Here is a 25,256-nt window from a genome sequence, read left to right as displayed (position 1 = left end):
GTGTCCGGACCACTTCCCGAGGGCGCGCTCGGTATCGGCTGGCGACCACCGATCTGCGGGCTGATCGCCCGGTTGGACGGGCTCGGCTTCTGCGAGGTCATCGCGGAGTCGCTCCCGGCGGTCGGACGAGCCGCCACGGTGCGGGTTCCGGACGAGCTCGAGCACCTGCGCGGCAATGGCACGATTGTCGTTGCGCACGGTGTCTCGCTCTCACTCGGTGGCGCCGAGCCCGTGGACGAACGACGGGTCGCGCATCTGGCGGCCTGCGCGGACGCCCTCGGCGCGCCCCTGGCCAGCGAACATGTGGCCTTCGTTCGGGCAAGCGGTATCGAAGCCGGGCATCTGCTGCCGGTTCCGCGGACCGATACCGCGTTGGACGCGTTGACCACGAATATCACCCGTACGCAGGAAGCGCTCGACGTGCCGCTGGCGGTGGAGAACATCGCGGCATTGTTCGACTGGCCCGACGACCGGTACACCGAGGCGGAATTTCTCGCCGAACTCGTCGACCGCACCGGTGTGTATCTGCTCGTCGATATCGCCAATGTCTACGCCAATGCCCGCAACCGAGGCCGGGACCCGATGGCCGAACTGTTTCGCCTACCGGCCGAGCGGGTCGCCTATTGCCACGTCGCGGGCGGCGAAGAGGTCGCCGGTCGCTATCACGACACCCACCGTCATCCCGTTCCGACCGAGGTATTGGCCCTCGTCGCCGAGTACGTCACCGACCGTCCGGTGCCGCTGATGCTCGAACGGGACGGCGACTATCCGCCCGCCGCCGAGCTGTTGGACGAATTGGATGCCATCGCCGCCGCCGCGGGCCGGGCCCCGATCACCACTCACGCCCGGGCCGGGATGCGATGACCGGGCCGGAGGCGGCGCGGTTGCGGGAACAACAAGCGGCGTTGGTGCGCGCCCTGGTCAGGGGAGACCCGGTTCCGCCGGGTTTCGATCGGGCTGCCGTCGCCGCCGCCGCGGAGGTGCTGCTGCGCAAACGTGCCCGCGAAATCGCCGCGCACCATCCCACGCTCGCACACGCGGCGGGCCCGGATTTCCTGGACCGTTTCGTCGAATGGGCACGACATCGGCCGAAAACCGGTGTTACAGCCGATGCCATCCGCTTCGCCCGCGATACCGCCATCCCGTGGTCGCCGCACGAGCCGTCGCGGTGGGGTCGATTATCCGCGCTGCTGCGTGCGTTTCGGCGCGGCTGAGCCCACATGTCGGCTCTCTCGCCGAGACGGTGGACTTTCGCGCGGAATGGTCAGTTGCGTTCCAGTTCGATGGGGTGGGTCGCCAGCAGTGACAGCGGCAACGGCTGGCGACGTAGCACGTCGGCCCACATATCACCGCGCCGACTGGTGATGGGATCGCTGGGCAGTGCCGAAACCACGATCCAATCGTCGTTGTCCAGCTCGCCTTCCAGTTGCCCGAAGGTCCATCCGGAGTAGCCCGCGAAGATGCGGATCCCCTCGACCAGTTCCCCGATCCGATCGGGGTCGGCGTCGAGATCGACCAGCACCACTCGCCCATCCACCCGACGCAGTCCCGGCACCCCGGTAATGGACGCGCCCACCCGCACCGTGCCCAGGCACAGCGCGGCGTCGTGCTTGACCGGGCCGCCGACGAACAATGTCCGCGGGCTCGCGCAGGCCTGCGACCACTGCGGCAGTACATCGTGCACCGCGGTATCCGTCGGACGGTTCAGAACCACCCCCAGGGTTCCGGCATCGTTGTGCTCGATGATGTACACGATGGTGCGGCGGAAGTTGGGATCGGACAGGGTGGTCGACGCCACCAGTAGCATTCCCGCGCGCACCGCCTGCTCGCCCTGTCGGAAGCCGCGGCGGCCGGGTTCGAAATTTCTTCCGCCGTCGCGACCGCCGCTGGTCTTGCGATCATCGGGGTCATCTGCGCGTGCCACCTTGTCATCATCGCAGCTATTTCGCCGTCGCGCTGCTCCTAATTACGGTCTGTGTTGGGAAGCGGGGCCTCGTCGACTCGATCGTGACCGGGCGACCCATGGCCGGTCGACGTAGAGTCTGCGACATGAAACCGCCTGTGGTGCTGCTCGACAACAGCGATACCGTCTACGACTTCTATCGCGCCCATCGACAGAACCGGCTCCAGGCCAAAGGAGCGTATGCCCTGCTCGGGCGGCGTTATCGCCCTCGGGTCGGTTATGCGGAGGGGGCCCGTCGCGCCATTCGCGAACTGATCGCCCGACGGGTGCCCCTGCTCATTGCGATCAACCATCTGTCCCAGTCGGACCCCTACACCGTGGCCGCGGCCGCCTGGCGCAGCGAACTACGGCCGATAATCGGTCGGGCCAGGGTACTGGCCAAGGACGAGCTGTTCGAAGAGCCGAAACAACGGCGCCGGATCGACATGATGGGCGGCATCCCGGTGTTCCGCGGCAAGGACCACGGGGTGCGCGCGGTCAATGCGGCGGGGCAGCGCATGATGGACATCTGCGCCGAACGGCTCGCCGGCGGTGACTGCCTGGCGGTATTCCCGGAAGGCACGTGCAACGAGGTGGACCATACCCGGGTGCAATCGGTGGGCAGCGGAATCGGGCATATCGCGTTCCGGGCCGCCAAACTCGGTGCGCGACCGGCGCTGGTGAGTATGGGGCTGAGTTACGGCCCGCGCCCCGACCCCACGATCGAGCCGACACGGGACGAGGTCGTTTCGGCGAGTTTCCACCTCGGGATGCCGGTCACCGAGCTGCCGGCGCGTCCCGCCGAAATCGCTCGTCTGGTGCGCGCCGATCTCCAACAGGCGCTGGATGCGGCGGTGGCGGCCTACTGAGGCCCATCGTGACCGCTATCGGGACAGTCCGAAACGATCCCGAGCCCAATGCGGGACCATCGGCAGGAACTCCGGTCGGCCGGCGAAGAAGTCACGTACCAGCGGGCACATCGGCAGTGCCCCCAGGCCGTCACGGTAGGTGTGCTCCAGCGCTTTCGCGATGAGGACACGTGCGCAGTCCCGGGTGGGAAAGCGAGGGTCGATCTCGGTGTGCACGAAAGCTCGCTCGGACACGGTGTCCTGGTACTCGGTGTAGCCCGCGATAGTGCCGTCGACCTGGATCTCGAAGCGCTCCAGCGCGATATTGTTGCGGACCTCGGTGGCCATGGCTCGACGTTACTCGGTCACCGCCCGATTTGCCCCCTCGACGACGGCGCGGCGCACTTCGACTTGTGCCCCTCCACGCCGGTGCGCAGAATGCAGGATGCCGGACGCGGCCACGACCGGCGGGAGGTGCCGATGTGAAAAGCCCACTGCGGTTTTTGCGTATCGCGGGGATATGTGCCGCGGTGGGAGTGGTTCTGGGGTCGCTCACCACGCCGTCCGCGCGGGCCGAGGTCGTCTTCGGTTCCTGTCCGGAGGGTTCGGTGACCCCGGGCACGGGGGTGCGATGTGCTGTGCTCACCGTTCCGATGGACCATGCGCGCCCGGACGGCCCACGGATCGAGATCACCGTCAGCAAGATCGCCGCCACCGGTGAGCGGCGCGGCGCTCTCTTCGCCAATCCGGGCGGGCCGGGTGCGGATGCCCTCGACTTCTGGGCGAGCCGCGGTTCTGTCCTACCCGCCGAACTGGCCACCCATTACGACCGGTTCGCGGTGCAACCCCGTGGATTGCGCTGGTCCACTCCGCTCACCTGTGGAATGTCTGCCGCCGATCCCGACGGGGAGGACACCTCTCTGTGGGAGGCGTGCGAATCGGCGCACCCGGGTTATCCGGCCACCATCACCACCGAACAGACCGCCCGCGATATGGACGCGGTGCGGGCCGCGCTCGGCCTGGATCGTATCGGCTATCTGGGGATCTCCTACGGTACCTATCTCGGCGCGGTGTACGCGACGTTGTTCCCGGACCACGTGGACCGGATGATCCTGGATTCCACCGTGCACCCGAACTGGGTGTGGACCGAGCAGTTCGCCCGACAGCAGACCGCGGGAAAACAGCGGATGGGCGACCTGTTCACCTGGATCGCCGAACACGACGACACCTATCACCTGGGTGCGACACCGCTACAGGTGTATCGCACCTGGGTGGAGTTGGTGGAGAAACAGGGCGGCGGCTGGTACGCCAACCTGACCCCACCCCCCACCGGCTCCGGGGATCTGCCCGGGGATCTGCCCGAGCCCTTGGCCGGACTGGTCCGCAAGGGAGTCGACGGAGGCGTCGAACAGTGGGGGAAGCTGCGGAACATGATGCGGGTATTGACCGGCGGCGGGCGTTCCGAGAACGTCCCGCTGTTGGGCGCCACCATGGTGGCGATCCGCACCCGGGCCTATTGGCCGGCGTTCGCCACTGCCATGGCCGAGGCGCACGCCGACCCGGCCGATATCTCCCGGCTGCTCGCCATCGAGGGTGTCACCGGTTCCGATCCCAGTGGACGCGCGGTGTTTTCTGCCGTCACCTGTAACGAGAACGCCATAGCGGCACGCCCGGACCGACTGCTGTCGGTTTTCGCGACGCTCGGCTCCGGTGGTGATGCGATGGACGCGCGCGCCGATCTGGTTCGGGTCGGAATCGCCTGTAGCGGATGGGAATCGCGCACCCGTCCGGTGCCGATCGGCGGGGTCGGACTGCGCACCCCGCCACTGCTGCTGCACAGCCGCCACGATCCACTCACCGACTATGCGGGCGCCCCGGCCATGGCACAGGCGCTCGGCGGTTCGCTCATCACCGTGCAGGGCGGTGATCACGGTACTTTCGGGCGGGGCAACGCGACGGTGGACGAACCGGTACTGGCCTATCTGGAGACCGGGCGGATCACCGCGCAGACCGCGCAGGAGGCTCCGATACCGCGACGGTGAGGGCCGCCGAACGTGGTCCACCTCTCGTCGCCGCGGCGCGCCGGTCGGCGAGGTGCGGATTTCCCGGCCACGCTCGACAATCGGGGGATGAATGCGGCTCCTGTGGTCGTCCTGGCTCCGGACAAGTTCAAAGGCTCCCTGTCGGCGCCCCGCGTGGCGGCGGCACTGGCGGCCGGTATCGGACGAGTCCGACCGGATGTCCGAACCGAGACGGTTCCGGTGGCCGATGGCGGCGACGGGACCGTCGACGTCTTTCTGTCGGCCGGCTGGACGCCGGTGCCGATCACCGCGCCCGGTCCGACAGGACGGCCCGTGGTGGCTGTATACGCAATGCGCGGCACCACCGCGGTGCTCGAACTGGCGAATGTGGTCGGGTTGGCGCGGTTGCCGGACGGTAGGCCGGATCCACTGGGTGCGAACACCTTCGGGCTGGGCGTATTGATCGCGGATGCCCTGGACCGGGGAGTGTCCCGAATCGTGCTGGGGTTGGGCGGCAGTGCGTCCAGCGATGGCGGCGCCGGTCTGCTCACCGCCCTGGGCGCCCGGGTGCTCGACGTGTCGGGGCGTCCGGTGGGTCTCGGGGGTGCCGCCTTGCGCGATGCGGTGCGGCTGGATCTGTCCGGTCTGCATTCCCGGGTTACCGCAACGGAATTCGTCTTGGCCTGCGATGTGGACAACCCGCTGCTCGGGCCCGCCGGTGCCGTGGCGGTCTACGGCCCACAGAAGGGCGTCGGACCGCATGATCGGGAGATTCTCGAAGCGGCACTTGCGAATTGGGCCCGAGTGGCAGGTCTGCCCTACGCGGATCTACCCGGTTCGGGTGCGGCGGGCGGCACCGGATTCGGCGCATTGGCGGTGCTCGGCGCCCGGGTGCGCAGTGGTATCGAGGAAGTATTGGAACTTCTGGATTTTCGCGCTCGGCTGTCCCGGGCGGCGCTGGTGGTCACCGGTGAGGGGTCGATGGACGAGCAGACCCTGCACGGGAAAGCTCCGATGGGGGTTTGCGCGGCCGCGACCGGCGCGGATGTCCCGGTGGTCGCGGTGGCGGGCCGCCTGGCACTGTCGGAGGGCCGATTGCGGGCGGCCGGATTCCACGCGGCCTACGCGCTCACCGAGCTCGAGCCGGATCCGGGTCGCTGTATAACCGAGGCCGCGCCCCTGTTGGAGCGTGTGGGCGCGCGCATTGCCGGCGACCTGCCGAAAACGACACCGGTTCCGCGGTGAGTCGCGGCGCGTCGGTTCGTCAGGCGGTGGTCATGAGTTCATCGCGGTGTCGTTCGCCCCATTCCTCCAGCGGGCGCAGGGCCACGCGCAGCTCCTCGCCCAGTGGGGTGAGCGAATACTCCACTCGCGGCGGGACTTCCGGATAGACCGTGCGGGAGATGATCCCGGCGGCCTCCAGCTGCCGCAGGTTCTCGGTGAGTACCTTCTCGCTCACACCGTCGAGGATGCGGCGGATTTGGCCGAAACGCTGCGGTCCCTCGCCGAGTACCCACATCAGGTGGAGTTTCCACTTGCCGCCCACCACGTCGATTGCCAGCGACATACCGCAGACTTGGTGATCCATATCACTTTCGACACTCACCGCATCCTCCTGACCTCATTACGAACCTCGAGGTGAGCAACCACCCCCAAAGGTGCGTTCTTGTCGACTCTACCTGCGCCGACGAGCATCGAGCCGGCGCCGAAAAATATCCGAACCGACGACCGAAGGGCGTTTTCGATGTCGCAGCAGCATCCCCGTTCCATCAGTGTCATCGGCCTGGGGCCGATGGGGCAGGCCATGGTCAAGGAGTTCCTCGCCGCCGGAACCGAGGTCACCGTCTGGAACCGCACCGCGGCCAAGGTCGAGGCGATGGTCGAGCTGGGCGCGCGTCGAGCGTCGACCGTGGCCGAGGTGCTCGATGCCAACGAGGTGATCGTCGTCAGTCTCACCCACTACGCCGCCATGTACGACGTGCTGGGCCAGGCCGTCGACCATCTGCCCGGCAAGGTGATAGCCAACCTGTCCTCCGATTCGCCCGAGAATGCCCGCAAAGGAGCACAGTGGGTTCGCTCGCACGGAGCGGAGTTCATCTCGGGTGGTTTCATGTCGGCGGGCGACAACATCACCCATCCCGCTTCGTACATCTTCTACAGCGGGCCGCGTGCGATCTTCGACGCGCATGCCGAGCTGCTGCGTCCATTGAGCCCGCCGGAGTACCTGGGCGACGACGACGGTCTCGCGCAGGTCTACTACCAGGCGCTGTTGATCACATTCCACCCCTGGATGCTGTCCTATCAGCAGGCGCTCGCCGTCCTCGACCGATCCGGGGTCGATCTCGGCCGTTTCCTGCCGTACGCGAAACGGTTCAGCGAGGCCATCCCGTTCTTCATGGAGCAGTACGCCGAGGATGCCATGAACGGCGGCTGGGGCGATATCGCCTCGTTCGCGATGATGGACGCCGCCGCCCAGCACATCATCGACGCGAGCGAGGAGGTCGGCGTGGACGCCACTCTCTCGCGCACCGCACAGGGGTTCTGGCGTAAGGCCCGGCGGGTGAGTGAGCAGCGGGGACGGGCGGTATCGATCTTCGAGTTGATGCGTTCTCCCACCGCGTGACCGGTTTCCGAACGGCTAAGGCGAGGCCTCCATCTCGATGATGGCCCGGCCGACGATCTCCCCTCGGGCCAGCGCCCGATAGGCCTCGTCGGCCCGGTCGAGGGGATAGCGACGGGTGATGACCTCCTCGGGTCGTACGATATCCGCGGCCACCATCCGCAGCAGCGCGGGCATATCGGTGCGGGCCTTGGCGCCGTAGGAGCCGCGGATCTGGAGTTTGCGCCGCACCAGCCGGGCCAGGTCGATCGAACCGGTGGAACCGGCGGGCGCGATGCCGACGATCACCGCGCGACCGCCGTCGTCCAGGATGTCGAGCGCGGTCGCGAAGGTCGCCGCGCTGCCGAGCGCTTCGAAGGCGATATCCACGCCGTGACCGTCGGTGAGTTCGCGTACTCGCTCCACGACATCCTCGGTACGGGAGTTGATCGTATGGGTGGCGCCGAGTTCTGCTACCGCGGAGAGTTTTTCATCGGCGATATCAATGGCGATGATCTGGGCGACGCCCGCCGCGACGGCGAACTGCACGATCGACGATCCCACCCCGCCGGCGGCGATCACCGCGATTCGGTCGCCCAACGATGGCTCGGCCGTATTGATCGCGCCGAGCGCCGTGAACGAACTGCATCCCAGGATCGATACCGCTTCCAGCCCGATCTCGGGCGGCACGACGAACACATCCGAGGCGGGTACCACGCAGTATTCGGCCAGTCCGCCCATCGAGTACATCGCCAGCGGTGTCCCGTCGGCCCGGAACAGCCGGCTCGTACCGTCGTAGAGGGTGCCGCCCAGGCGGTTGTAGGCGAAGAACTTCTCGCACAGATCCTCCATGCCGCGCACGCAATGTCGGCAATCCCCGCACGGCATGATGAAACTGCATACGACCTCGTCGCCCACCTCGACACTGCGCACCCCCTCGCCGATCTGCTCGACGACCCCGGAGACCTCGTGGCCGAGTACCGCCGGCGTCGGGAATGCGACCTCGGATTCGAGCACATGCAGGTCGGTATGACAGACACCGCAGGCCGAGACCCGCAGTAACACTTCCCCCCGTCGCGGGACCGGCACCGGAATATCCTCGATCACCAGGTGGGGGCCGTTGCCCTCGAATATCGCGGCCTTCACGCGCCACTCCTCTGCGATCTCTCGGAAACCACTCGCGGGTATCGCATCGATCGTCCGGCCAGGGCCGCGACCAGCGATGCGATCGCCTGAGCTCACCGTTCCAGAAATGCCCCGCGCGGGTGCGGTATTCGCCGTAATCAGGCCGCAAGTCCCAGTCCCGAGGCGACCACCACGGGGGTCAGGTACAGCAGTGGATACGGGATGTGCGAATACGCGCGGGCCCGTAGGACGGTGAGTACCGCGCCGGCGAAGTACAGCACCAATCCGATGGTCGCTGGTGCCCCGACGATCGGGACGAACAGCCCGACGATGAGCCCAACGGCGCCGAGTGCCTTGGCTGTTCCCAGCCACGGCCACCACGATTCCGGGATTCCGTAGTCGCGCAGGGCGTCCACGACCCACCCGGCATGGGCGAACACCGCCCCGGCCGAGAATCCCACCCAGGCCGCCGCGAGCACCGTCACAACCGTATATGCGATCGACATCGCCAACTCCTCGGAACGAAATGGTTCGGATGTCGGATAGACGACCTGGCTTCCCCGAGTGTGACAGGTGCCAAAAGCGAGAGCACTGCTCTTGACAAAAGCGGGGGTAAATGCGATCGTTGTTCACAACAGAGAGCATCGCTCACAAGGAGAAGGAAATGGCTGCCGAAACCCGATACGTCGCCCCCAACCGCTTCGACCCGATCCTGAACGGCCTGTTCCGTCGGCTGTCGAAGTGGGGAATCAGTGTGGCGGGGTCGTGCCTGCTGGCCGTGCGGGGCCGCACCAGCGGGGAGTGGCGGACAACCCCGGTGAACGTGCTGACGGCCGAGGATGGGCAGCGCTATCTCGTGGCGCCGCGGGGCCACACCCAGTGGGTGCGCAACCTTCGGGTGGCCGGTACGGGTGAATTGCGCCGAGGGCGCAAGGTCGAGGCCTTCACCGCGGTGGAGGTGCCGGATGCCGACAAGGTGCCGTTACTGCGCCTGTACCTGCAGCGGTGGGGTTGGGAGGTGGGCCGGTTCTTCGAGGGGGTCACCAAGGACGCCACCGACGACGAACTCGCCGCCATCGCACCGGGTTTTCCGGTCTTTCGGATCAGCTGACCGTCGGTCCGCGAAGGCGCCCGCCGATCGGTGGCGCTCCGGTGGGTGGGGAGCGCATCAGGCCGGCGATGAGCGGCGGGTCAGGAACTCGATGGCGGCGGCATATCCGTAGATGCCCATACCGGCGACGACGGCCGTGGCGATCGGCGAGATGTAGGAGTGATGTCGAAATTCCTCGCGCGCGTGCACATTGCTGATGTGCACCTCCACAATCGGCACTTCGGGGATCACCAGTGCATCCCGGAGTGCCACCGAGGTGTGGGTGAGTCCGCCGGGGTTGATCACAATGGCCGATTCCGCGCCGCGGGCACGATGGATGCGATCGATCAGCTCGCCTTCGGAGTTCGATTGGAAGTCGGTGATCTCGCGACCGTGCGCGGCGGCGGTTCGACGACACAATTCGATTACATCGGTCAAGGTTTCCGAGCCGTACACCTGAGGTTGGCGTGTGCCGAGCATATTGAGATTGGGTCCGTTGAGCACCAGGATCGGGCCGCTCGGGATCTGCCGGCCGTCGTTTTCGGGCATGCCGGCAACCCTACCGACAACGGTGGGTCACCCGAAGGGTTCCCCACCGGCACCACGGGGTATTCCGAAAGGAGAACCGACAGCCGGGGTAACGGTATGCGTATTCGGGGCGACCGGTAGCGTAGCCTCGCCGAGCGTCGACAGGCGGCCGGGTAAATGATCATGGTCCGTGCCGGCGCCGGTTGGCGGTGGGGCACAATTGGGAAGGTTGCGTGACGCTGTGGGCTCGGGTTAGCGGGGCGTCGCAAACAGGCATTTTTCAGGTAACGTGGTCTTGTTACTGGAGTGACAAGAGTGAAGAGTGGGCGACATGGATTTGTGGGGATCCCGCCGCTTTCGCTTCCGGGGCGCACTGGCACTCGCGGGGGTGGCGGCTCTGGCAATCGCTATGGGGTCGTGCGGGACCGGCGCGGAGGAAGCCGGTCCCCGAGCTGTCGTCGAGCGCTTCACCGACCTGCTGGACGAGCATGATCACGCTGCCGCCGCCGAGCTGACCTCTTACCCTTCGGCCGCCTCCGCAACTCTCGAGCAAATGTTCGACGGTCTCGGCTCGGGCGAGGTCGACTACGAAATGTCGCAATTCATCGAACTCGGCTCCGATGCGGGACTGTTCACCCTGGATGCCGAGTGGAATTTCGGTGAGAACAAGAACTGGAGTTATAGCCTCGAGGGGACCATTCGAAAACTCGCCATCGGTTGGCGCATCTCTTGGGATCCGGGCATTGTCATGCCGAAACTCGAACACGACCGCACTGTCCAACTGGTGCGCACCACCCCCGAACCGCCGCCCAAGGTGGTGGACAATGTAGGGCAGCCATTGATGACCAGACAGGTCATCAATGTCGTCAAACTCGATCCGGCGCGGATGCCCGACCCGGTGGCCTCCACGGACGCGCTGGCCGCTGCCATCGAGCCGGTCGCCCCACTGATCACCGGCGAGACACTGCGGGAAGAACTGGCGCAATCGGGTGGTAAGCCGATTACCGCGGTGAGCCTGCGCGAGGGCGATTTCGTGATCCTGGAACCGCGGATGGCGCCCATCCCCGGGGTGGTGATGGAAAAGGAGCCGCGACTCATCGTCTCCGACCGGCGCATCTTCTCACCACTGCTGGATGCCATGCAGAACGTCTGGGAGGAAAGCCAGGAACGGCATTCCGGTTGGGGTGTGCAGCTGTTCGAGAACGGCAAGTTCCTCACCCAACTCGCCGGCGAGCAGGGGCCGGCCGGTCCCGATATCGCGGGCACCATGGACCAGAAGCTGCAGCGTGCCGCCGAGGAAGCGGTGGTCAGTGTGGGGACACCGGCTTCCATCGTGGCCATCCAGCCCTCCACGGGTGCGGTTGTGGCGGCGGCACAGAACAATTACTCCAGCGCGCAGGGGCCGGTCGCCTTCACCGGCCTCTACCCGGTGGGCGGCGGTATCGAACTGTTCCGCGCCGCCGCGGCGGCCGCCAAAGGTAAAGACCCCAAAGATATTTCGGCGCAGGAAGCTGCAGAGGCCGCGACCATGCTCGGGGTCGGCGTCGATTTCCGGGTCCCCGGACTCGATGAGGTCACCGGTCAGGCGGCGCTCGCGGGACGCAGCGCCGAACCGGTGCGTCAGGGCAGCGGACCCGATGCCATGCTGGCCAGCCCGTTCGGAATGGCCATCGCGGCCGCCGCCATCGCCCACGGCCAGGCATTGCCGCCGATGATCGAACGCGGCCGTCCCGGGACGACGGATGCCCAGTTGGAGCCCCTGCCCGCACCGGTCACCGACCGGCTGCGCACCATGCTGCGGGATACGATGAACGCCCCGCATTTCGCCCGTCTGCGCACCTACCGGGACGTCAGCGGATTCTCGGCCAGGGCCGGTGACGACGGATGGCTCATCGCCACCATGGGCGATCTGGCCTTCGCCATCCACATCGCGGACGTCGACAGCGACGATATGGTGGTGCGGATGGCGGCGAAACTGCTGCAGTCGTTGACCGATCCGGAGATCTGAGGCCCATCGCTCGAAACGGTCTCCGGCCGACGAACCGTCAGTTCTCGATCGCTCGGATGGCGCCACGCCATCCGAGTAGGAAGAAGGCCAGCACCGTGCTCGCCACCAGGATGAAGCTCGCCGCGGTGCCCTGACCGCTCACGACCCGCAGCAGCATGCCGATCACCAGCGTGCACCCCCACACCGCGATACCGGTGGGCCACACCATGGTGCCATCGAAGGGTTCGTCGCCGGTCCGTCGCCGACTCACCGCCGCGGCCAGCACCCAGCCCACCGCGAGCCCGATGCCGAATGGCCAGACGGTATGCAGCAGTCCACTGAGCACCGCCTCGTCGTGGCTGCGCCGGCCGAGCATACAGAACAGCACCACCAACAGCACATCCACAGCGATCGGCCCGAACTTCTTCACGACTGGCAGCCTAATACCCGTGGCTCGGGCGTCCGGTCACGCAACGCAGCCGTAGGGGATACCGGCGCGGCTCACGGTTCGGCACGGGTTCGGTCCACCCCTTCCGCTCGATCCGTTTCCCGCTGCCCGGTGTCCTTCCGCTCATCCGCGACCCGGCCCGTCTGCTCGGGCACCGTCCCGCCCCGGCGCGGTCCGCGCGCCGCGGAAGTATCCGAACCCAGGGACCCACGGACCCGCCGGGCCGCCAGTCGCGGCAATTCGGGTATCGCGACCTCTTTCTCGTACTCGGCATCGTCGTCATGCGGGGTGCGGAACAGGAAGAGGAACACGATCCAACCGATGACTGCGACCAGCACGAAGCTGACCAGCCGGTAGACGAACGCCGCCGCGACGGCCTGAGCCGCGGTCAGGCCCGCGGCGGCGGTCAGGCCGTAGATCAGCGTCGCGTCGACGTACACGATGCCGCCGGGGGCGAACGGAATGGAACCGACGGCCTTACCCGCCGCGAATGCGATCAACAGGCCCGCCCACCGGGGATCACCGCCGATGGCGTAGCAGGCGGCGCCCAAACAGGCCACATCGGCCATACGGTGCACCACCGCCCACCAGCCCACCCAGATACCGTCCCGGCTGCCCAGCTCAACCGATTCCAGCTGGTCCAGCAGTTCGGCGATCTTGTTCATCCCGTGCTCGGCCGGCCGTCGGCGCACCCGGTTGACCAGGGCGAGCAGCCGCAGCAGTAGGGATTCCAGGGTGCCCGGATGTCGCGACGCGTAATTGCCCGCCCAGATCAGGGCCACCATGGCGGTCACCGACAGGATCAATTCGACGGGACCCACCCGGCCTCCGGCCAACAGTGTGCCGCCCACACCGAGCAATGCCAGACCCACGGCGGAGACCACACCCGAGAACATCAGTTGCCACGACGCCACCACCGGGCTGGCCCCCCACCGCCGGGTCTGCCGGTAGGTGAACGCGGTGGAGAACACCTGGCCGGCCGGCAGGGTCACCGACATGGCCGTGGCCCCGTAGACCACCGCGACGGATTTGAGCCGGCTCACCGCCACACCACCCGCGTGCAGCAGCTGTTTCTGTATCCGGCCGAAACCGCTCATCGACACCATTTGCCATGCGATACAGCCGGCCACCCAACCCCAATGGATTTCGGTGAGCTTGCGCCACGATTCATGCAATCGCGGCCACAGATAGACACCTTCCCCCACCAGTAGCGCCAGCAGGATCGCTCCGGCGAGCCATTTGATCCACCGAAATCTTCGTCGGGGTTCGGCCGATGCGGGGAGCGTCGTGGGCTCCCCCGCCGGGACTCCGTCGGCCGTCATCCGCTCAGCCTAACGAATGGTCCTGCAGGCCTTCGGTACCGTCTTCCTCGACAACCGCCTCGCGTGGTCGAACCAGTCTGGTTTTCCGGGGACGACCGCGTAACTGCACCTCTTCGCCGGAAACCCAGCACTGCTGTTCGCTTTCCTCGGCGAAATACAGTGCCGAGCCCGAGGCGAGGACTCGACCCGGCTCCTCTTTGGCGAGTTCGGTCAGCCGGGACGCCTCGTTCACCGGGTCACCGATAACGGTGTATTCGAAGCGATTGGCCGCACCGATATTGCCTGCAACGGCCAGTCCGGCCGACACGCCGATGCCGATATCGAGACCGGGTATTTCCCGTAACTCCTCGCGTAGCTCCCGGGCCGCGGCCAGCGCGGCGGTCGGCGCGTCGGGCCGGTCCAGCGGCGCGCCGAAAATCGCGAGTGCGGCGTCGCCGACGAATTTGTTCACGAATCCGTGGTGCCGGTCGAGCACATCGACCACCACGCGGAAGAATTCGTTGAGCAGGCTGACCACCTCGGTGGGTGGGCGTTCCGCCGCGGTGGCGGTCGAGCCGACCATATCCACGAACAGCACCGCCACGAACCGTGTCTCACCACCCAGTTCGGTGCCGTAGTCGAGGGCCCGCTGGGCGACCTCGGCGCCGACGTGCTGGCCGAAGAGCTCCTGCAACCGTTGGCGGGTGACGGCCTCTTCCATCATCCGGTTGAAGCCCACCTGCAACAACCCGATCTCACTGCCGTCGAACACCTCGACCTGGACATCGCGCTCCCCGGCCTGCACCTGGTTGATCGCCTGGCTGAGCTGGCGTATCGGATCGGAGATACTGGACGCGGTGAGCATGGACAACGCCAGTGCCTGCATGATCACCAGCCCACACAGCAGCAGGATGGACACGGCCAGCGATTGCGCCGAGAACTTCACATCCGACGAGATCTGGGTGACGCACAGCAGCACGATGCCGATGGTCGGGGCGAAGGTGCCCATACCCCAGGTCATGGCCATGCGGGTGCCGACCCCTGGGGTGAGGGTGTGATCGAAGGTGCCCTCGGTCAGTGCCTGGGCGGCGACAGGCCGCAGAATGCGCTCGCCGAGCATATAGGTGAAACCGAAGACGACGGTCGCGGACATACACAGGGTGACGATCACCGTCCCGGCGAGCGCCGGGGTTCGCACAATGATCGCCGACGCCAGGACCGCGCCGCCGACGAGCCACAGCCCCAGATGCAGAATGGCCTGCCGCAGCGGGGCGTGCAGCGCGGCCATCTGCTCCTGGCGGCTCGGCGGTCCGCCGCGCACCTGCCAGCGCATCACCGGTCGCAACATCAGCGCCGAGGCCAGCACACTGAGCACGCCGCCGAAAACGAAGACCAGACCGGGTATCAGCAGACCGATCTGCCGGGTGCCGGGAACCTCGCCCTCGGGCACCGGCAGGCCGTATTGGATGTACGCCCACACCAACACTGCGCCGAAGGCGTTCGCCAACAGCATGGACGTCAGATACAACGGCCAGCGCGTGTGCATGGTCTGTTTGACCGCTTCCAGAGGCACTGACACGATCACCAATCTAGCGTTCGGCGTTTATGCGCTGTCCAACACCTGAGCCGACAATTACCGAGTACCCGTTTCAGGGAACGCCCTGATGCGGGAAATCGTGTGCTCTGGGTAATCTCGGTCGCATGGGCGGCCCCGATCCGGTTTTCGACAAATGGGGTTCCGGCGGACCAGTAGGTGACCGGGACCTGCGGGTTTCCGATGCCGAACGGGAACATGTCGGGGAACTACTGCAACGCGCGGTGGGACTGGGCATGCTGTCGCTGGGCGAGTTCACCGAACGGATGGACACCGCTTTGGCCGCCAAGACCCGAGGGGAATTGAATTCCGTGCTCGTGGACCTTCCCGGTGTGCGGCTCGTCGGCGAACCACCGGCGGCCCGGCACGGTTACGGCTTCGGACCAGGTCGATATTCCGAACCCGGCGGAACCGTCGCCGCGGCGATGGCGGCCCCCGGACCCACCGCAGTGATCCGCGGCCGGATGTCGGGTGTCACCCGGCGCGGTCCCTGGCAGGTCGCGCCCGTACTGCATCTCAACAGCTGGCTTTCCTCGGTGACCCTGGATTTCACCGAGGCCGTCATGACCACACAGGCGGTCGAACTACAGGTCGACGACTATGGCAGTTCACTCACCCTCATCGTGCCGCCGGAGGCAACCGTCGACCTCAACGGTTTGGACCTGCTCGGCGCCGGAGTCAACAACAAGGTCCGTACCGGCCCGCCCATGGGCCCGCTGCACCTGATCGTCCACGGCCGGGTCCGGTTCGGTTCCGTCACCGCCAAGCATCCGTTCATGACCCACTGGCGTCGCCTGTTCGGCCACTGAACCAACGGGATCGCACAAGCGGGTCGGACCGAGTCGCCACCCGGCCCGACCCGGCTACTCCTCTTCGCGGCGGCGCAGCAGCTCGTTGACGCTGACCGTGCGACCGTCACCGGAATGGTGTCGGCCCTCGTCGTCGACCGGGGGGTAGAGGCGACGACGCGAGGAACGCAGTTCGGCCATCCAGTCCTCGATGCTGTTGCGGTTGTTCTCGTCCGGGCCCGGTTCCGGGGGTCGGGGTGCCACCGGCTCGGACGGCTCCGGCTCCTGGAAGATCGGCTCGCTGGCCCACTCCGGGCGGACCGGTCGCGGTGCCGGCCGATCGACCGGGCGGGTCGCGGACTCCGGAGCGGGGAACTGCGGTCGTTGTGGGCCCCCGGCGCCGGGCCGGCCGGACCCTGTTTCCGCGGCGGGCCGCAGCGGGCCGGCCGATGGGTCCGAGGGCGGGATCGGCGTGGTGGCTCCGATATCTCCACCGACGGGGCGGGGCATCGGTCGCGGTGGGGCCGGATTCCGTTGCGGGGTCGGACCGGCCTCGGTATTCGGTTCGGACCGGTGTTCCGGTGCCGGTATCCGCGGAGGTGTCGGAGCGGCACCGGGTGTGGGGGCCTCCCGATCGGCGCCGGGAACCCGCTGGTGCAGCGGCCCCGCGGTCTGGGCGCGGTCGTCGGCACCGGGGGTGCGGGTGGGCAGAGGGCCCGCTCCCGGCACGCCGGGGCGACGTTCGTCCGACAGCGGGGTGCGCGGTGGCATCGGCGGCCGTGCCCCGGCCGGACGGGGGGCGGGTATCCGGGCGGGCGGCTGGTCGTTCGGGTCCGCCGGTCGGGGACGGAGCGGCGGACGGGTTCCCCGGGGGCCGGGGAACCGCTCGGGCTGCTCGGGGCCGGTCGAGCGGGGTGGTGCGGCCGGTGCGGCACCGGCACTCGGCTCCGCGGGCGGATTCGGGCGCGGGCGAGTGGGATCGGGCGAGAGCGGCATCGGCTTGGGTGGGTTCACCGTGGGCGGCCGCTGTCCGGTCGGGCCGGCCGGGGGCTTCCCGGACGGGGTGCCCGGTGTCTTCGCCGGGGTCGGACCGGGTGCCGGAGCCGATTCCGCCGGCCGCAGGGAACTCTGCGGGGCCGCCGGTGATTCCTTCGGGAGGGCGGTCATATGCGCGGTCGGCGCTTCCGCCTCGATTTCCTCGCGGGTGCGTTTGCGGTGCGGGGTCTTGCGCTGCTCCTCCGCCGGCATGGCGGGAAGCAGTGTGGTCACCGGATCGGTGACCGGAGTGGTCTTGACCAGGTCCACAACCGGTCCGCGTTGCGGGCGCTCGTCGTCGAGAATGGGTTCGCCCAGGCCGATCTTCTGCTGGATCCGCTTCATCCAGGCAGGCGCCCACCAGCAGTCGTCGCCGAGCAGTTTCATGGTCGCCGGTACCAGCAGCATGCGCAGGATGGTGGCGTCGATGAACAGCGCGGCGATCATGCCGTAGGCGATGTACTGCATCATCACCAGATCGGAGAACGCGAACGCGCCGGTCACCACCAGCAGGATCAGCGCCGCCGCGGTGATGATGCGGCCGGTGTGCGCGGTGCCCATCCGCACCGATTCGGTGGTCGACGCGCCCATGGTGCGGGCCTCGACCATACGGGACAACAGGAACACCTCGTAGTCGGTGGACAGGCCGTAGATGATCGAGATGATCAGCACCAGCACCGGCGACATGATCGGCTGCGGGGTGAAATTGAGAATTTTCGCACCGTTGCCGTCGACGAAGATCCAGGTGAGGATGCCGAGTGTGGAGCCGAGACCGAGCGCGCTCATCAGCGCTGCCTTGATCGGCAGCACCAGTGATCCGAAGGTCAGGAACATCAGCAGCGTGGTGACGAACAGCACCAACGCGATCATCAACGGCATCCGGTCCAACAGCGCATCGATGCTGTCCTTCTGAATCGCCGGCTGTCCGCCGACCAGCATCTGCACATCGTCGGGGATGTCCATGGAACGCAGATAGTCGATGGTCGGCTCGTAGTCCTCCGAATCCGCCAGGGTGGCGCTGGTTCGGAAGACATCGCGCCGCTCGGTGGACGCCGAGGGCACGGCGAAATCGCCCTGCAGACCCGGGGCCTTGTTGGCCTCACGCCACACCTTGCCGATGGACGAGGTGTTCTCGGAGATGAAGACCAGCTGGATCGGGTCGGATTTGCGCAGCGGGAAGATCTGGTCGAAGTGCTCCTGCGCGAGCCGGGTCGTATTGTCCGGGGGCAGATAGCGTTCGTTGATACCGCCGAAGGCCAGATTCTTCACCGGGATGATCAACAGCAGCAGCAGGATGCAGATCGGAATGGCGATCTTGAGCGGATGCTGCATCACCCACTTGGTGCTCCGGCCCCAGATACTGTTCTCGACCTCTTCGGCGCTCTTGGTCTGCCGGAACCGCTTGAGCCCGAGCATATCCACGCGCCGACCGAGAATGCCGAGCATGGCGGGCAGGACGGTGATCGAGGCGAGCGCCGCCAACGAGACGGTCGCGATGGTGCCGTAGGCGACCGATTTCAGGAAGCCCTGCGGGAACAGGAGCATACCGCCGAGGCTGGCGATGATCATGGTCGCGGAGAACACGACCGTGCGCCCGGCGGTCATGACCGAACGGCGCACCGCCGCCGCGGTGTCGTAGCCCTCGGCCAATTCCTCGCGGAAACGACTGACGATGAACAACCCGTAGTCGATGGCCAGACCCAGACCGATCATCGACACCACACCGGAGACGAACGAGTTCACCTCGGTGAAATTGGTCAGGAATCGGATGATGCCCCAGGCGCCGATCACGGTGAGACCACCGACGATCAACGGCAGCGCGGCCGCGACGATCCCGCCGAAGACGAAGAACAGGAGCACGCCCACCGCCGGGATGGCCAAAAGCTCCATGCGCTTCTGGTCGTCGGCCATGGTGTCGTTCAAGGTTCCCGCGACTGCCTGCAGGCCCGCGACCTGCACATCGACGCCATCGATATAGAAGGCGTCCTTGACCGTGCGGAAATTACGCACCATATCGGTGTCGTTGTCACCGACGATGGCGATCGAGGCGAAGGCGTGTTTCTTGTCAGGGGAACCGAACAGGCTCGGTTGCACCGCGCCCGTCTCGGTGGGCCAATAGGCGCCGTTGATCGTCGCGATCTGGTCGGGGTACTCGCGCGGCAGGCTGTTCAGGTTGTCGACGATCTTGCGGCCGAACTCCGGATCGTTGATCGTCTTGCCCTCGGGGGCGGTGTACAGCACGATCACGTCACTGGTGTGATCGCGACCGAACGATGCGTCGGCGATCCGGGCGGCCTGGGCCGATTCGGATCCCGGGTCGTCCCACCCGCTGGAGCTGAGGTGGTCGCCCAGGCTCAGGCCGTAGCCGCCGAGGCCGAGTAGCGCCGCGACGATCACGCCGATGACGGCGTAGCGCAGGCGGTAGACCAAATCGCCCCAGCGGGTGAACACTAAGCGACTCCTTGGGCAGGGCGAGAGGTGAGCAGTGCCGACAGCGGCCGGAACGGCTGCAGCCAGGCACCCTCTTCGGGCAGCGAGTCGAGGCTCACCCTGGGCAGCGGTTCGCGGAACACGCCCGGGATGTCCTCGAGATCGACGAACTCGAGACTATCGGATGTGACCGCCCAACTCGCATGCTCACGGAAACCCAGTACCTGAACGGGGATTCCATCGGCCGCCAACTGTTCGAGTGGTTCCCGGAACGCCTGTCCGTCCGCAGAGGCGACCATGATGCCCGCCAGTCCCGCACCGCGCCTGCGCAGGGCGATATGGGCGAGCATATCGGCGTCCACATCGGAGTCCTCGTCGATCTTGGGTTTGGCGAAAACGGCGTAACCGACATTGCGCAGGGCCTCCACCCACGGTCGGACCACATCCGCGGTACCGGGGGCGATGTTGGTGAACACCGTCGCCTCGGGTTCGATTCGCTGTTTCTCTCCCACCGACAGCTCGGCCGTGCGGGCCAGTAACCAGCGTCCCAGTGCATCGAACCGGGGACGGTAGGCCGCGGTGGGCCGTCCGCCGAGGATCGCGCCGAGGCCCATGTCCAGATTCGGGGCGTCCCAGACCAGCAGTACCCGTCGCGATTCGGCAGAACTCCCGCCGACATCCGCGCCCTCGGGTACGGGCAGCCCCCCGGCAACATCGTCGGTGGCCGCAGCCATCTCACTGACGCTCATCATTCGATCTTGCCCCATATGAACTCGTGGATGGCGCTACCGGCGCGATGTGCCTTGTTCTCGAATTTGGTCACGGGGCGCTCGAAGCCTATCGGTGCGGTCTCACGATAGCGGTCGCTATCGCCGCCGGTTGTCTCGTTGAGGCCGATGAGCAGGGGTTCCGCCGCGCCGACCTCGGCGATGTGCTCCGCGTAACCGGCATGGTCGGTGGCGACGTGCAAAACGCCGCCGGGGCGCAACCGGTCGGCGATCAGCGCGACGGTCGCCGGTTGTAGTAACCGACGCTTGTGATGCCGGGCCTTGGGCCAGGGATCGGGGAAGAAGACCCGAACCCCGGTCAGCGATCCGGGAGCAATCATATTCTCCAGCACATCCACGGCATCCCCGCGCAGCAGGCGAATGTTACCGATCTGCTCGCGTTCGATCAGCTGTACCAATTGGGCGAGGCCGGGCTGATACACCTCGATGCCGATGAGGTTCAGATGCGGTTCGGCCTGGGCCATGGCCGCGGTGGCGGTTCCGGTACCGCAGCCGATCTCGATGACCAGCGGGGCCTCGCGGCCGAACCAGGCCGCGGCGTCGAGTGGTTCGTCGGCCACCTCGCGGCCGACCGACGGCCAGGTCCGGTCCCAGGATTTCTGCTGGTTGGGGGTGAGTGCGCCGCGCCGGGAGCGGAAGCTGGTGACCCGGGGATACAGACGAGAGCCGGTGCGCAGTCGCCGAGCGCCGTGGTCGCCGACCGCCCCACGGTTTCGCGTGGGCCGGGCGCCGTCCGTGTCGGTCGCCGAGGCCATCGACACCGATGGGGTATCGGCGTCGGGTGTCGCGGTATCGCTCAGCGCTGACGCGGTGGAAGGCGATACCGGACGTGACTCGGAGGTTGGGTTCACGGCGGCGTTCACGTCTCCATTGTCCAGCATTGCCGACATCACACCGCACGGGACCGTCCACAGCGAATGGGCCCGCGTGGGCCCGGACCACAGCCGATGGGTATGCCTAGACTCTCGGTATGGGAAGGCCGACGGTGTTCATCACGGGTGCGGCGGCCGGTATCGGCCGGGCCACGGCGCTGCTCTTCGCCGCCCAGGGCTATGCCGTCGGCGCATACGATATCGACGAGGTGGGGCTGAGCAGGCTCTCCGCCGAGATCACCCGCAACGGCGGTGCGGTGAGCACCGGGGTGCTCGATGTGAGCAACGACACCCATTGGACCGAACGGCTGCGCGAGTTCCACACCGATTACGCCCGACTCGACATCCTGGTGAACAATGCCGGGATTCTGCGCGCGGGCCCGTTCGAGTCCCTGGAACTCGCGGAGCACCGGGCCATGATCGACATCAACCTGGGTGGGGTCGTCACCGGCTGCCATGCCGCGTTTCCCTATCTGCGGGACACCCCCGGCGCTCAGCTGGTGAACCTGTGTTCGGCCTCGGCGATCTACGGTCAACCCGAGCTCGCCACCTACGCCGCAACCAAATCGGCGGTCAAAAGCCTCACCGAGGCGTTGGATCTGGAATGGCGGCGCCATGACATCCGGGTGATCGCCATCTGGCCGCTGTTCGTCGCGACGGCGATGGTGCGCGGTCTGGAAACGGGATCGACCCGCTCCCTGGGGGTGCGGTTGACCGCCGAGGACGTGGCGTCCGGTATCTGGCGGGCGACTCGCAAACCGGGACGGTTGCCCAGGGTGCACTACGAGATCGGCACCCAGGCCAAACTATTGGCCACGGTGGCGAAGTATTCACCGAATTGGGCGGTGCGCACCGTCAACAAATACGTCACCGGGGCGTGAACCGCGCCTATATCCGGGGCAGACGATCGAAGTGCGTCCGGGAGTGAGGTGTACGGCCCGATCCGTTGCGATCTCGTCGCTCGACCGTCGCCGCCCTTTCCGAGGTGCCTTCTGAAAGAATGCGCACCGGAAACAGGGGGTGAGTACCCACGGTGACAGTCAGTGGATCGGATGTGAACATGCTCGACCGGCAGGCCCCGGATCAGGGCCGTGATCAACTGGAAGAGCTGGTGGAGGTGCTGAGCCGGGGTGGGGGGTCCGATCCGATGATCGGCCGGCAGGTCGCCGAGGCCATTCGACGCCTGCGTACGCCGCCGCGGATCCAGGTGGCGGGCCGGGCCCGCTCCGGTCGGACCACGGTGCGTCAGGCGCTGACATTGCTGTCGGCGGTGGAAACCGAGCCGGTCGACGAGCCCGGAACACCCGCCCCGCGACTCGACGGGGATCTCGTCGTCTATGTCCTGGCCGGTGCGCCGACCCCGGCGGATCGGCAGGCGCTCGAATCGGTGCCGTCGGATCGCGCGCTCGTCGTGCTGAACAAGGCCGATGCCCTCGGCGCAGGATGGGCCGATGCCGTCGCTGCGGCCGAACGGTACGGCCGGGAACTGCGTTTACCGGTGTTTCCGCTGGTGGCATCGCTGGCGGTGCGCACCAAGGCAGGCACGGTGAGCGATGCCGACCTGGCCGTTCTGCGCCGTCATATCGACGCCGGTCCGGGATTGGCCATCTCACCCGAGGTGTTCACCGCTCCCTCGGTGGGACCGGATACCGCCGAACGGGAAGAACTGTTGCACAGATGGGATCTGTACGGGGTGAGTTGTGCCCTCACCGCCCTACGCCACCAGCCCGATCTCTCCGATCGGGCACTGCTGCAGATCATGCACGCGGCCAGCGCGGTCGACCCGCTGAACCGACTGCTGCACGCCCGCTACGAACAGGTGTCGTCCCGGCGTGCCGGTGAACTGCTCGACGAGTTGGCGCGGCTGGCGGCGCGGTCCGTTCCCGGCTCCGGTGGTCGGGCCCGGGAGTTGTTGAGCGACTATCTGGCCGGTGACGAGGCGCATTGGTTGGGTCTGTGCGCCGGATTGGTCCATCCCGAGGTTGCCCATCTGGCTGCCGGTTACGCCGGGCCCGCGCCCGCGGACGCGGATGAGGCCTTGGCCCGGGCCACCCGCTGGCGCGCCGTTGTCGCGGGGGATATGTCACCCGCGGCCCGACGCGCCGCACTGCGGGTGCACAACGGGTATATGCGCATGTGGGAGCGGATGAGCAGTGTCGGACTCTGACCCGGCCGACCATGGGTCGGCTCCCACCGACCCGGTCGCACCGGCGCTGGTGCCGGAGGCCGTGGCGGCTGTGGTGCAGCGCTGGAATCCGCAGGGTATGGCTCTGTTACAGGCCCTGAAGGGGCCGGGTGTCGCTTCGACGGTGCAGGTGATCGGACCCGATGATGCGAACACCACCCTGTTGCGCACCGAGTTGGCGCGATTCGAACCGCGGGTCGATCTGAGCGTGGCGGTCATCGAACCGGGCGCCATCGAGCCGGCCGCGGGTGCTGCGGTGGTATTGCTGCTGCTCGACGCGGGCGCCGTGCTCGGCGAGGGTGAGCTGGCCATATTACGGCGATTGCGCGCCGATGGGGTGCGGGCGGTGGTTGCCATGAACGGTATCCACGCCCATCAGGATTGGCGGGCGGTGCTGGACCGGGATCGGGCGCTGCTCGCCGCCGCCGGATGCGACCACGACATCGTCCCGGTATCCGCCCGGCTGGCGTCCGTGGCCCGAACGTCGGGTGATTCGGCACTGCTCGACCGTTCCGGGCTGGGACTGTTGCACGCCCGGTTGGTTGCGCTGACCGCCGAGACTCCCGTTCCGAACGAGGATCGCGCGGCCGCGGTGGTCGCCCGGGTCGTCGCGGACACCAGACAGCGGATTCTGGAGCAGCAGGCCGAGCTGGGTTCGGATACTCGGGTGAATCGGCTGCGCGAGGAGCGGATGCGGTTGTTGGCCGAACGGGACGGCGGTCGGGCGGCGGCCATGTCCACCCTGCGCGCCCAACTGAACCTGGCGCGGGTGGATCTGCTGACCGATGTCGGCGCCCGGGTCCGCGCATTGCATACGGCGGCCCGAGCGGAACTCGACCGATTGGGCCGTGCCGAACAACGCGGCTATCCGGCGTGGCTACAGCGGGCAGTGAACGAGCTGACCGTCGAGGTCGACGACGATATCGAGCAACGGCTGGTCGAATTGGCCGTCCGGGTGGACCCGGCGGCGGAGGATTCCGTCGGTGTACGTCGGGATCCCGCCCCGACCGTCGGCCCGGACCCGGAGCCGCGCCGGCGAGGGGTCGAAGATCACTTGATGATCGCTCTCGGCGCCTCGGCGGGCGTCGGTCTGGGTCGGCTGGTGGTGTCGCCGTTGGCGCTGGTGCCCGCCCTGGATGTGGCGAGTGTCCCGGTCGCGTTGTTGTTGGGGGCCGGTGCGGCCGCCTGGGTGGTGCGGGCGCGCAGCCGGCTGGCCGATCGCAACCATCTGCGGCAATGGGTGACCGATGTCATTGCCGGTATCAAGGCCCAGCTCGAGCAGCGGGCGGCGACGGCCCTGGTGGAGGCGGAGACGGCCCTGGCCGATCGGGTGGTGCGCAATGCCGCCGAGCGTATGGTCGATGTCGATCGGCGGGTAGCGGAACTGGAGACCCAGGTGCGTCGGCTGGCGGCCGATCAACCGGGTCGTCTGGCGGCCTGCACCCGCGATCTCACCGCACTCGACCACTGGTCGACCCCGTAACCGGACTGGACTGTCCACCCCTATTGATTGGCCTGTTACCGCTATTGATGAGGATTGATAAGGAACCCGACTCCATACGGGCCGTCATATCGCGTTAACCTCTAAACAGGAACCTGGGCGTCCGCTTCGCCCTCGGTACGGCCCTCGGTACGTCACCTATACCGTGGGACGTACTCGACGGACCGCGGCGGA

The 25,256-nt window shown here is 67.2% G+C and carries 24 protein-coding genes; 12 read left to right on the top strand and 12 right to left on the bottom strand.

Features of this window, described 5'->3' with window-relative positions:
- On the top strand, window positions 1-864 hold the full coding sequence (locus tag ON32_RS22700; protein ID WP_040793022.1) for an MbnB/TglH/ChrH family RiPP precursor modification enzyme: 864 nt from the start codon (window positions 1-3) through the stop codon (window positions 862-864).
- On the top strand, window positions 861-1,214 hold the full coding sequence (locus tag ON32_RS22695; RefSeq protein WP_051133578.1) for an SCO6045 C-terminal-like domain-containing protein: 354 nt from the start codon (window positions 861-863) through the stop codon (window positions 1,212-1,214). Before ON32_RS22700 ends, ON32_RS22695 begins: the two co-directional genes overlap by 4 nt.
- A 50-nt stretch (window positions 1,215-1,264) precedes the next feature.
- Here ON32_RS22695 and ON32_RS22690 read toward each other — a convergent pair whose 3' ends face one another.
- Window positions 1,265-1,924, bottom strand: coding sequence for a YqgE/AlgH family protein (locus ON32_RS22690; protein WP_040793021.1), 660 nt, complete (start codon window positions 1,922-1,924; stop codon window positions 1,265-1,267).
- Window positions 1,925-2,049: 125 nt separating this feature from the next.
- On the opposite strand from ON32_RS22690, the gene ON32_RS22685 reads away from it, so the two are divergent.
- Window positions 2,050-2,811, top strand: coding sequence for a lysophospholipid acyltransferase family protein (locus tag ON32_RS22685; RefSeq protein WP_040793020.1), 762 nt, complete (start codon window positions 2,050-2,052; stop codon window positions 2,809-2,811).
- A 15-nt stretch (window positions 2,812-2,826) separates the two neighbouring features.
- Here the strand turns inward: ON32_RS22685 and ON32_RS22680 are convergent, their stop codons facing one another.
- Window positions 2,827-3,138: a GNAT family N-acetyltransferase gene (locus tag ON32_RS22680; protein ID WP_040793019.1), complete on the bottom strand. Its 312-nt coding sequence runs from the start codon at window positions 3,136-3,138 to the stop codon at window positions 2,827-2,829.
- A 134-nt stretch (window positions 3,139-3,272) separates the two neighbouring features.
- Here ON32_RS22680 and ON32_RS22675 point away from each other — a divergent pair, with 134 nt between their 5' ends.
- Window positions 3,273-4,832, top strand: a complete 1,560-nt coding sequence (locus ON32_RS22675; RefSeq protein ID WP_245551242.1) for an alpha/beta hydrolase — start codon at window positions 3,273-3,275, stop codon at window positions 4,830-4,832.
- Between the two features lie 87 nt (window positions 4,833-4,919).
- The gene (locus tag ON32_RS22670) at window positions 4,920-6,056 is read left to right on the top strand and encodes a glycerate kinase (RefSeq protein WP_040793113.1); all 1,137 of its coding nucleotides are present in this window, start codon (window positions 4,920-4,922) and stop codon (window positions 6,054-6,056) included.
- Window positions 6,057-6,075: 19 nt separating this feature from the next.
- Here ON32_RS22670 and ON32_RS22665 read toward each other — a convergent pair whose 3' ends face one another.
- A complete protein-coding gene (locus ON32_RS22665; protein WP_157224298.1) occupies window positions 6,076-6,399 on the bottom strand; it encodes a winged helix-turn-helix transcriptional regulator in 324 nt (107 codons plus the stop codon).
- A 126-nt stretch (window positions 6,400-6,525) separates the two neighbouring features.
- Here ON32_RS22665 and ON32_RS22660 point away from each other — a divergent pair, with 126 nt between their 5' ends.
- Complete coding sequence (locus ON32_RS22660; protein WP_281032249.1) at window positions 6,526-7,434, top strand: NAD(P)-dependent oxidoreductase; 909 nt, start codon at window positions 6,526-6,528, stop codon at window positions 7,432-7,434.
- 15 nt (window positions 7,435-7,449) lie between these two features.
- Here the strand turns inward: ON32_RS22660 and ON32_RS22655 are convergent, their stop codons facing one another.
- Window positions 7,450-8,556 carry a zinc-binding dehydrogenase gene (locus tag ON32_RS22655; RefSeq protein WP_040793016.1) on the bottom strand — a complete coding sequence of 369 codons (1,107 nt, stop codon included), beginning with the start codon at window positions 8,554-8,556 and terminating at the stop codon, window positions 7,450-7,452.
- A gap of 137 nt (window positions 8,557-8,693) precedes the next feature.
- A complete protein-coding gene (locus ON32_RS22650; RefSeq protein WP_040793015.1) occupies window positions 8,694-9,041 on the bottom strand; it encodes a DoxX family protein in 348 nt (115 codons plus the stop codon).
- 158 nt (window positions 9,042-9,199) lie between these two features.
- On the opposite strand from ON32_RS22650, the gene ON32_RS22645 reads away from it, so the two are divergent.
- The gene (locus ON32_RS22645; RefSeq protein ID WP_040793014.1) at window positions 9,200-9,646 is read left to right on the top strand and encodes a nitroreductase family deazaflavin-dependent oxidoreductase; all 447 of its coding nucleotides are present in this window, start codon (window positions 9,200-9,202) and stop codon (window positions 9,644-9,646) included.
- A gap of 57 nt (window positions 9,647-9,703) precedes the next feature.
- On the opposite strand, the gene aroQ is transcribed toward ON32_RS22645, so the two are convergent.
- Complete coding sequence (aroQ, locus tag ON32_RS22640) at window positions 9,704-10,174, bottom strand: type II 3-dehydroquinate dehydratase (RefSeq protein ID WP_040793013.1); 471 nt, start codon at window positions 10,172-10,174, stop codon at window positions 9,704-9,706.
- 310 nt (window positions 10,175-10,484) lie between these two features.
- On the opposite strand from aroQ, the gene ON32_RS22635 reads away from it, so the two are divergent.
- A complete protein-coding gene (locus ON32_RS22635) occupies window positions 10,485-12,161 on the top strand; it encodes an NTF2-like N-terminal transpeptidase domain-containing protein (RefSeq protein WP_051133601.1) in 1,677 nt (558 codons plus the stop codon).
- A 37-nt stretch (window positions 12,162-12,198) separates the two neighbouring features.
- Here the strand turns inward: ON32_RS22635 and ON32_RS22630 are convergent, their stop codons facing one another.
- The 3 genes from ON32_RS22630 to ON32_RS22620 form a co-directional block, all read right to left on the bottom strand.
- Window positions 12,199-12,570 carry a DUF3054 domain-containing protein gene (locus ON32_RS22630; protein ID WP_040793012.1) on the bottom strand — a complete coding sequence of 124 codons (372 nt, stop codon included), beginning with the start codon at window positions 12,568-12,570 and terminating at the stop codon, window positions 12,199-12,201.
- A 71-nt stretch (window positions 12,571-12,641) separates the two neighbouring features.
- Window positions 12,642-13,910 (bottom strand): lysylphosphatidylglycerol synthase transmembrane domain-containing protein, encoded by a 1,269-nt coding sequence (locus tag ON32_RS22625; protein WP_083874723.1) that lies wholly within the window; start codon window positions 13,908-13,910, stop codon window positions 12,642-12,644.
- Between the two features lie 4 nt (window positions 13,911-13,914).
- Entirely contained in the window at window positions 13,915-15,435 is a 1,521-nt protein-coding gene (locus tag ON32_RS22620) for an adenylate/guanylate cyclase domain-containing protein (RefSeq protein ID WP_085995252.1), read from the bottom strand.
- A 155-nt stretch (window positions 15,436-15,590) separates the two neighbouring features.
- Between ON32_RS22620 and ON32_RS22615 the strand changes: the two genes are divergently transcribed.
- Window positions 15,591-16,292, top strand: a complete 702-nt coding sequence (locus tag ON32_RS22615; RefSeq protein WP_051133577.1) for a DUF1707 SHOCT-like domain-containing protein — start codon at window positions 15,591-15,593, stop codon at window positions 16,290-16,292.
- Between the two features lie 54 nt (window positions 16,293-16,346).
- Here ON32_RS22615 and ON32_RS22610 read toward each other — a convergent pair whose 3' ends face one another.
- From ON32_RS22610 to trmB, 3 genes are read right to left on the bottom strand one after another with little or no spacing between them, the layout of a single operon-like run.
- Window positions 16,347-19,757 (bottom strand): MMPL family transporter, encoded by a 3,411-nt coding sequence (locus tag ON32_RS22610; protein ID WP_040793011.1) that lies wholly within the window; start codon window positions 19,755-19,757, stop codon window positions 16,347-16,349.
- Complete coding sequence (locus ON32_RS22605; RefSeq protein WP_040793010.1) at window positions 19,757-20,485, bottom strand: NYN domain-containing protein; 729 nt, start codon at window positions 20,483-20,485, stop codon at window positions 19,757-19,759. The genes ON32_RS22610 and ON32_RS22605 overlap by 1 nt, the downstream gene beginning before the upstream one ends.
- Entirely contained in the window at window positions 20,485-21,279 is a 795-nt protein-coding gene (gene trmB, locus ON32_RS22600) for a tRNA (guanosine(46)-N7)-methyltransferase TrmB (RefSeq protein ID WP_051133599.1), read from the bottom strand. The genes ON32_RS22605 and trmB overlap by 1 nt, the downstream gene beginning before the upstream one ends.
- A 215-nt stretch (window positions 21,280-21,494) precedes the next feature.
- Here trmB and ON32_RS22595 point away from each other — a divergent pair, with 215 nt between their 5' ends.
- The 3 genes from ON32_RS22595 (at window position 21,495) to ON32_RS22585 (ending at window position 25,064) form a co-directional block, all read left to right on the top strand.
- Window positions 21,495-22,277: an SDR family oxidoreductase gene (locus tag ON32_RS22595; protein WP_040793009.1), complete on the top strand. Its 783-nt coding sequence runs from the start codon at window positions 21,495-21,497 to the stop codon at window positions 22,275-22,277.
- A gap of 152 nt (window positions 22,278-22,429) precedes the next feature.
- On the top strand, window positions 22,430-23,563 hold the full coding sequence (locus ON32_RS22590; RefSeq protein ID WP_245551237.1) for a hypothetical protein: 1,134 nt from the start codon (window positions 22,430-22,432) through the stop codon (window positions 23,561-23,563).
- Entirely contained in the window at window positions 23,550-25,064 is a 1,515-nt protein-coding gene (locus ON32_RS22585; protein ID WP_040793007.1) for an ERA-like protein 1, read from the top strand. The genes ON32_RS22590 and ON32_RS22585 overlap by 14 nt, the downstream gene beginning before the upstream one ends.
- The last annotated feature ends 192 nt before the right edge of the window (window positions 25,065-25,256 follow it).

It is taken from the genome of Nocardia paucivorans NBRC 100373 (assembly GCF_000308675.1).
GTDB classification, from domain to species: domain Bacteria; phylum Actinomycetota; class Actinomycetes; order Mycobacteriales; family Mycobacteriaceae; genus Nocardia; species Nocardia paucivorans.
This window is presented reverse-complemented; position numbering and strand designations above follow the sequence as displayed.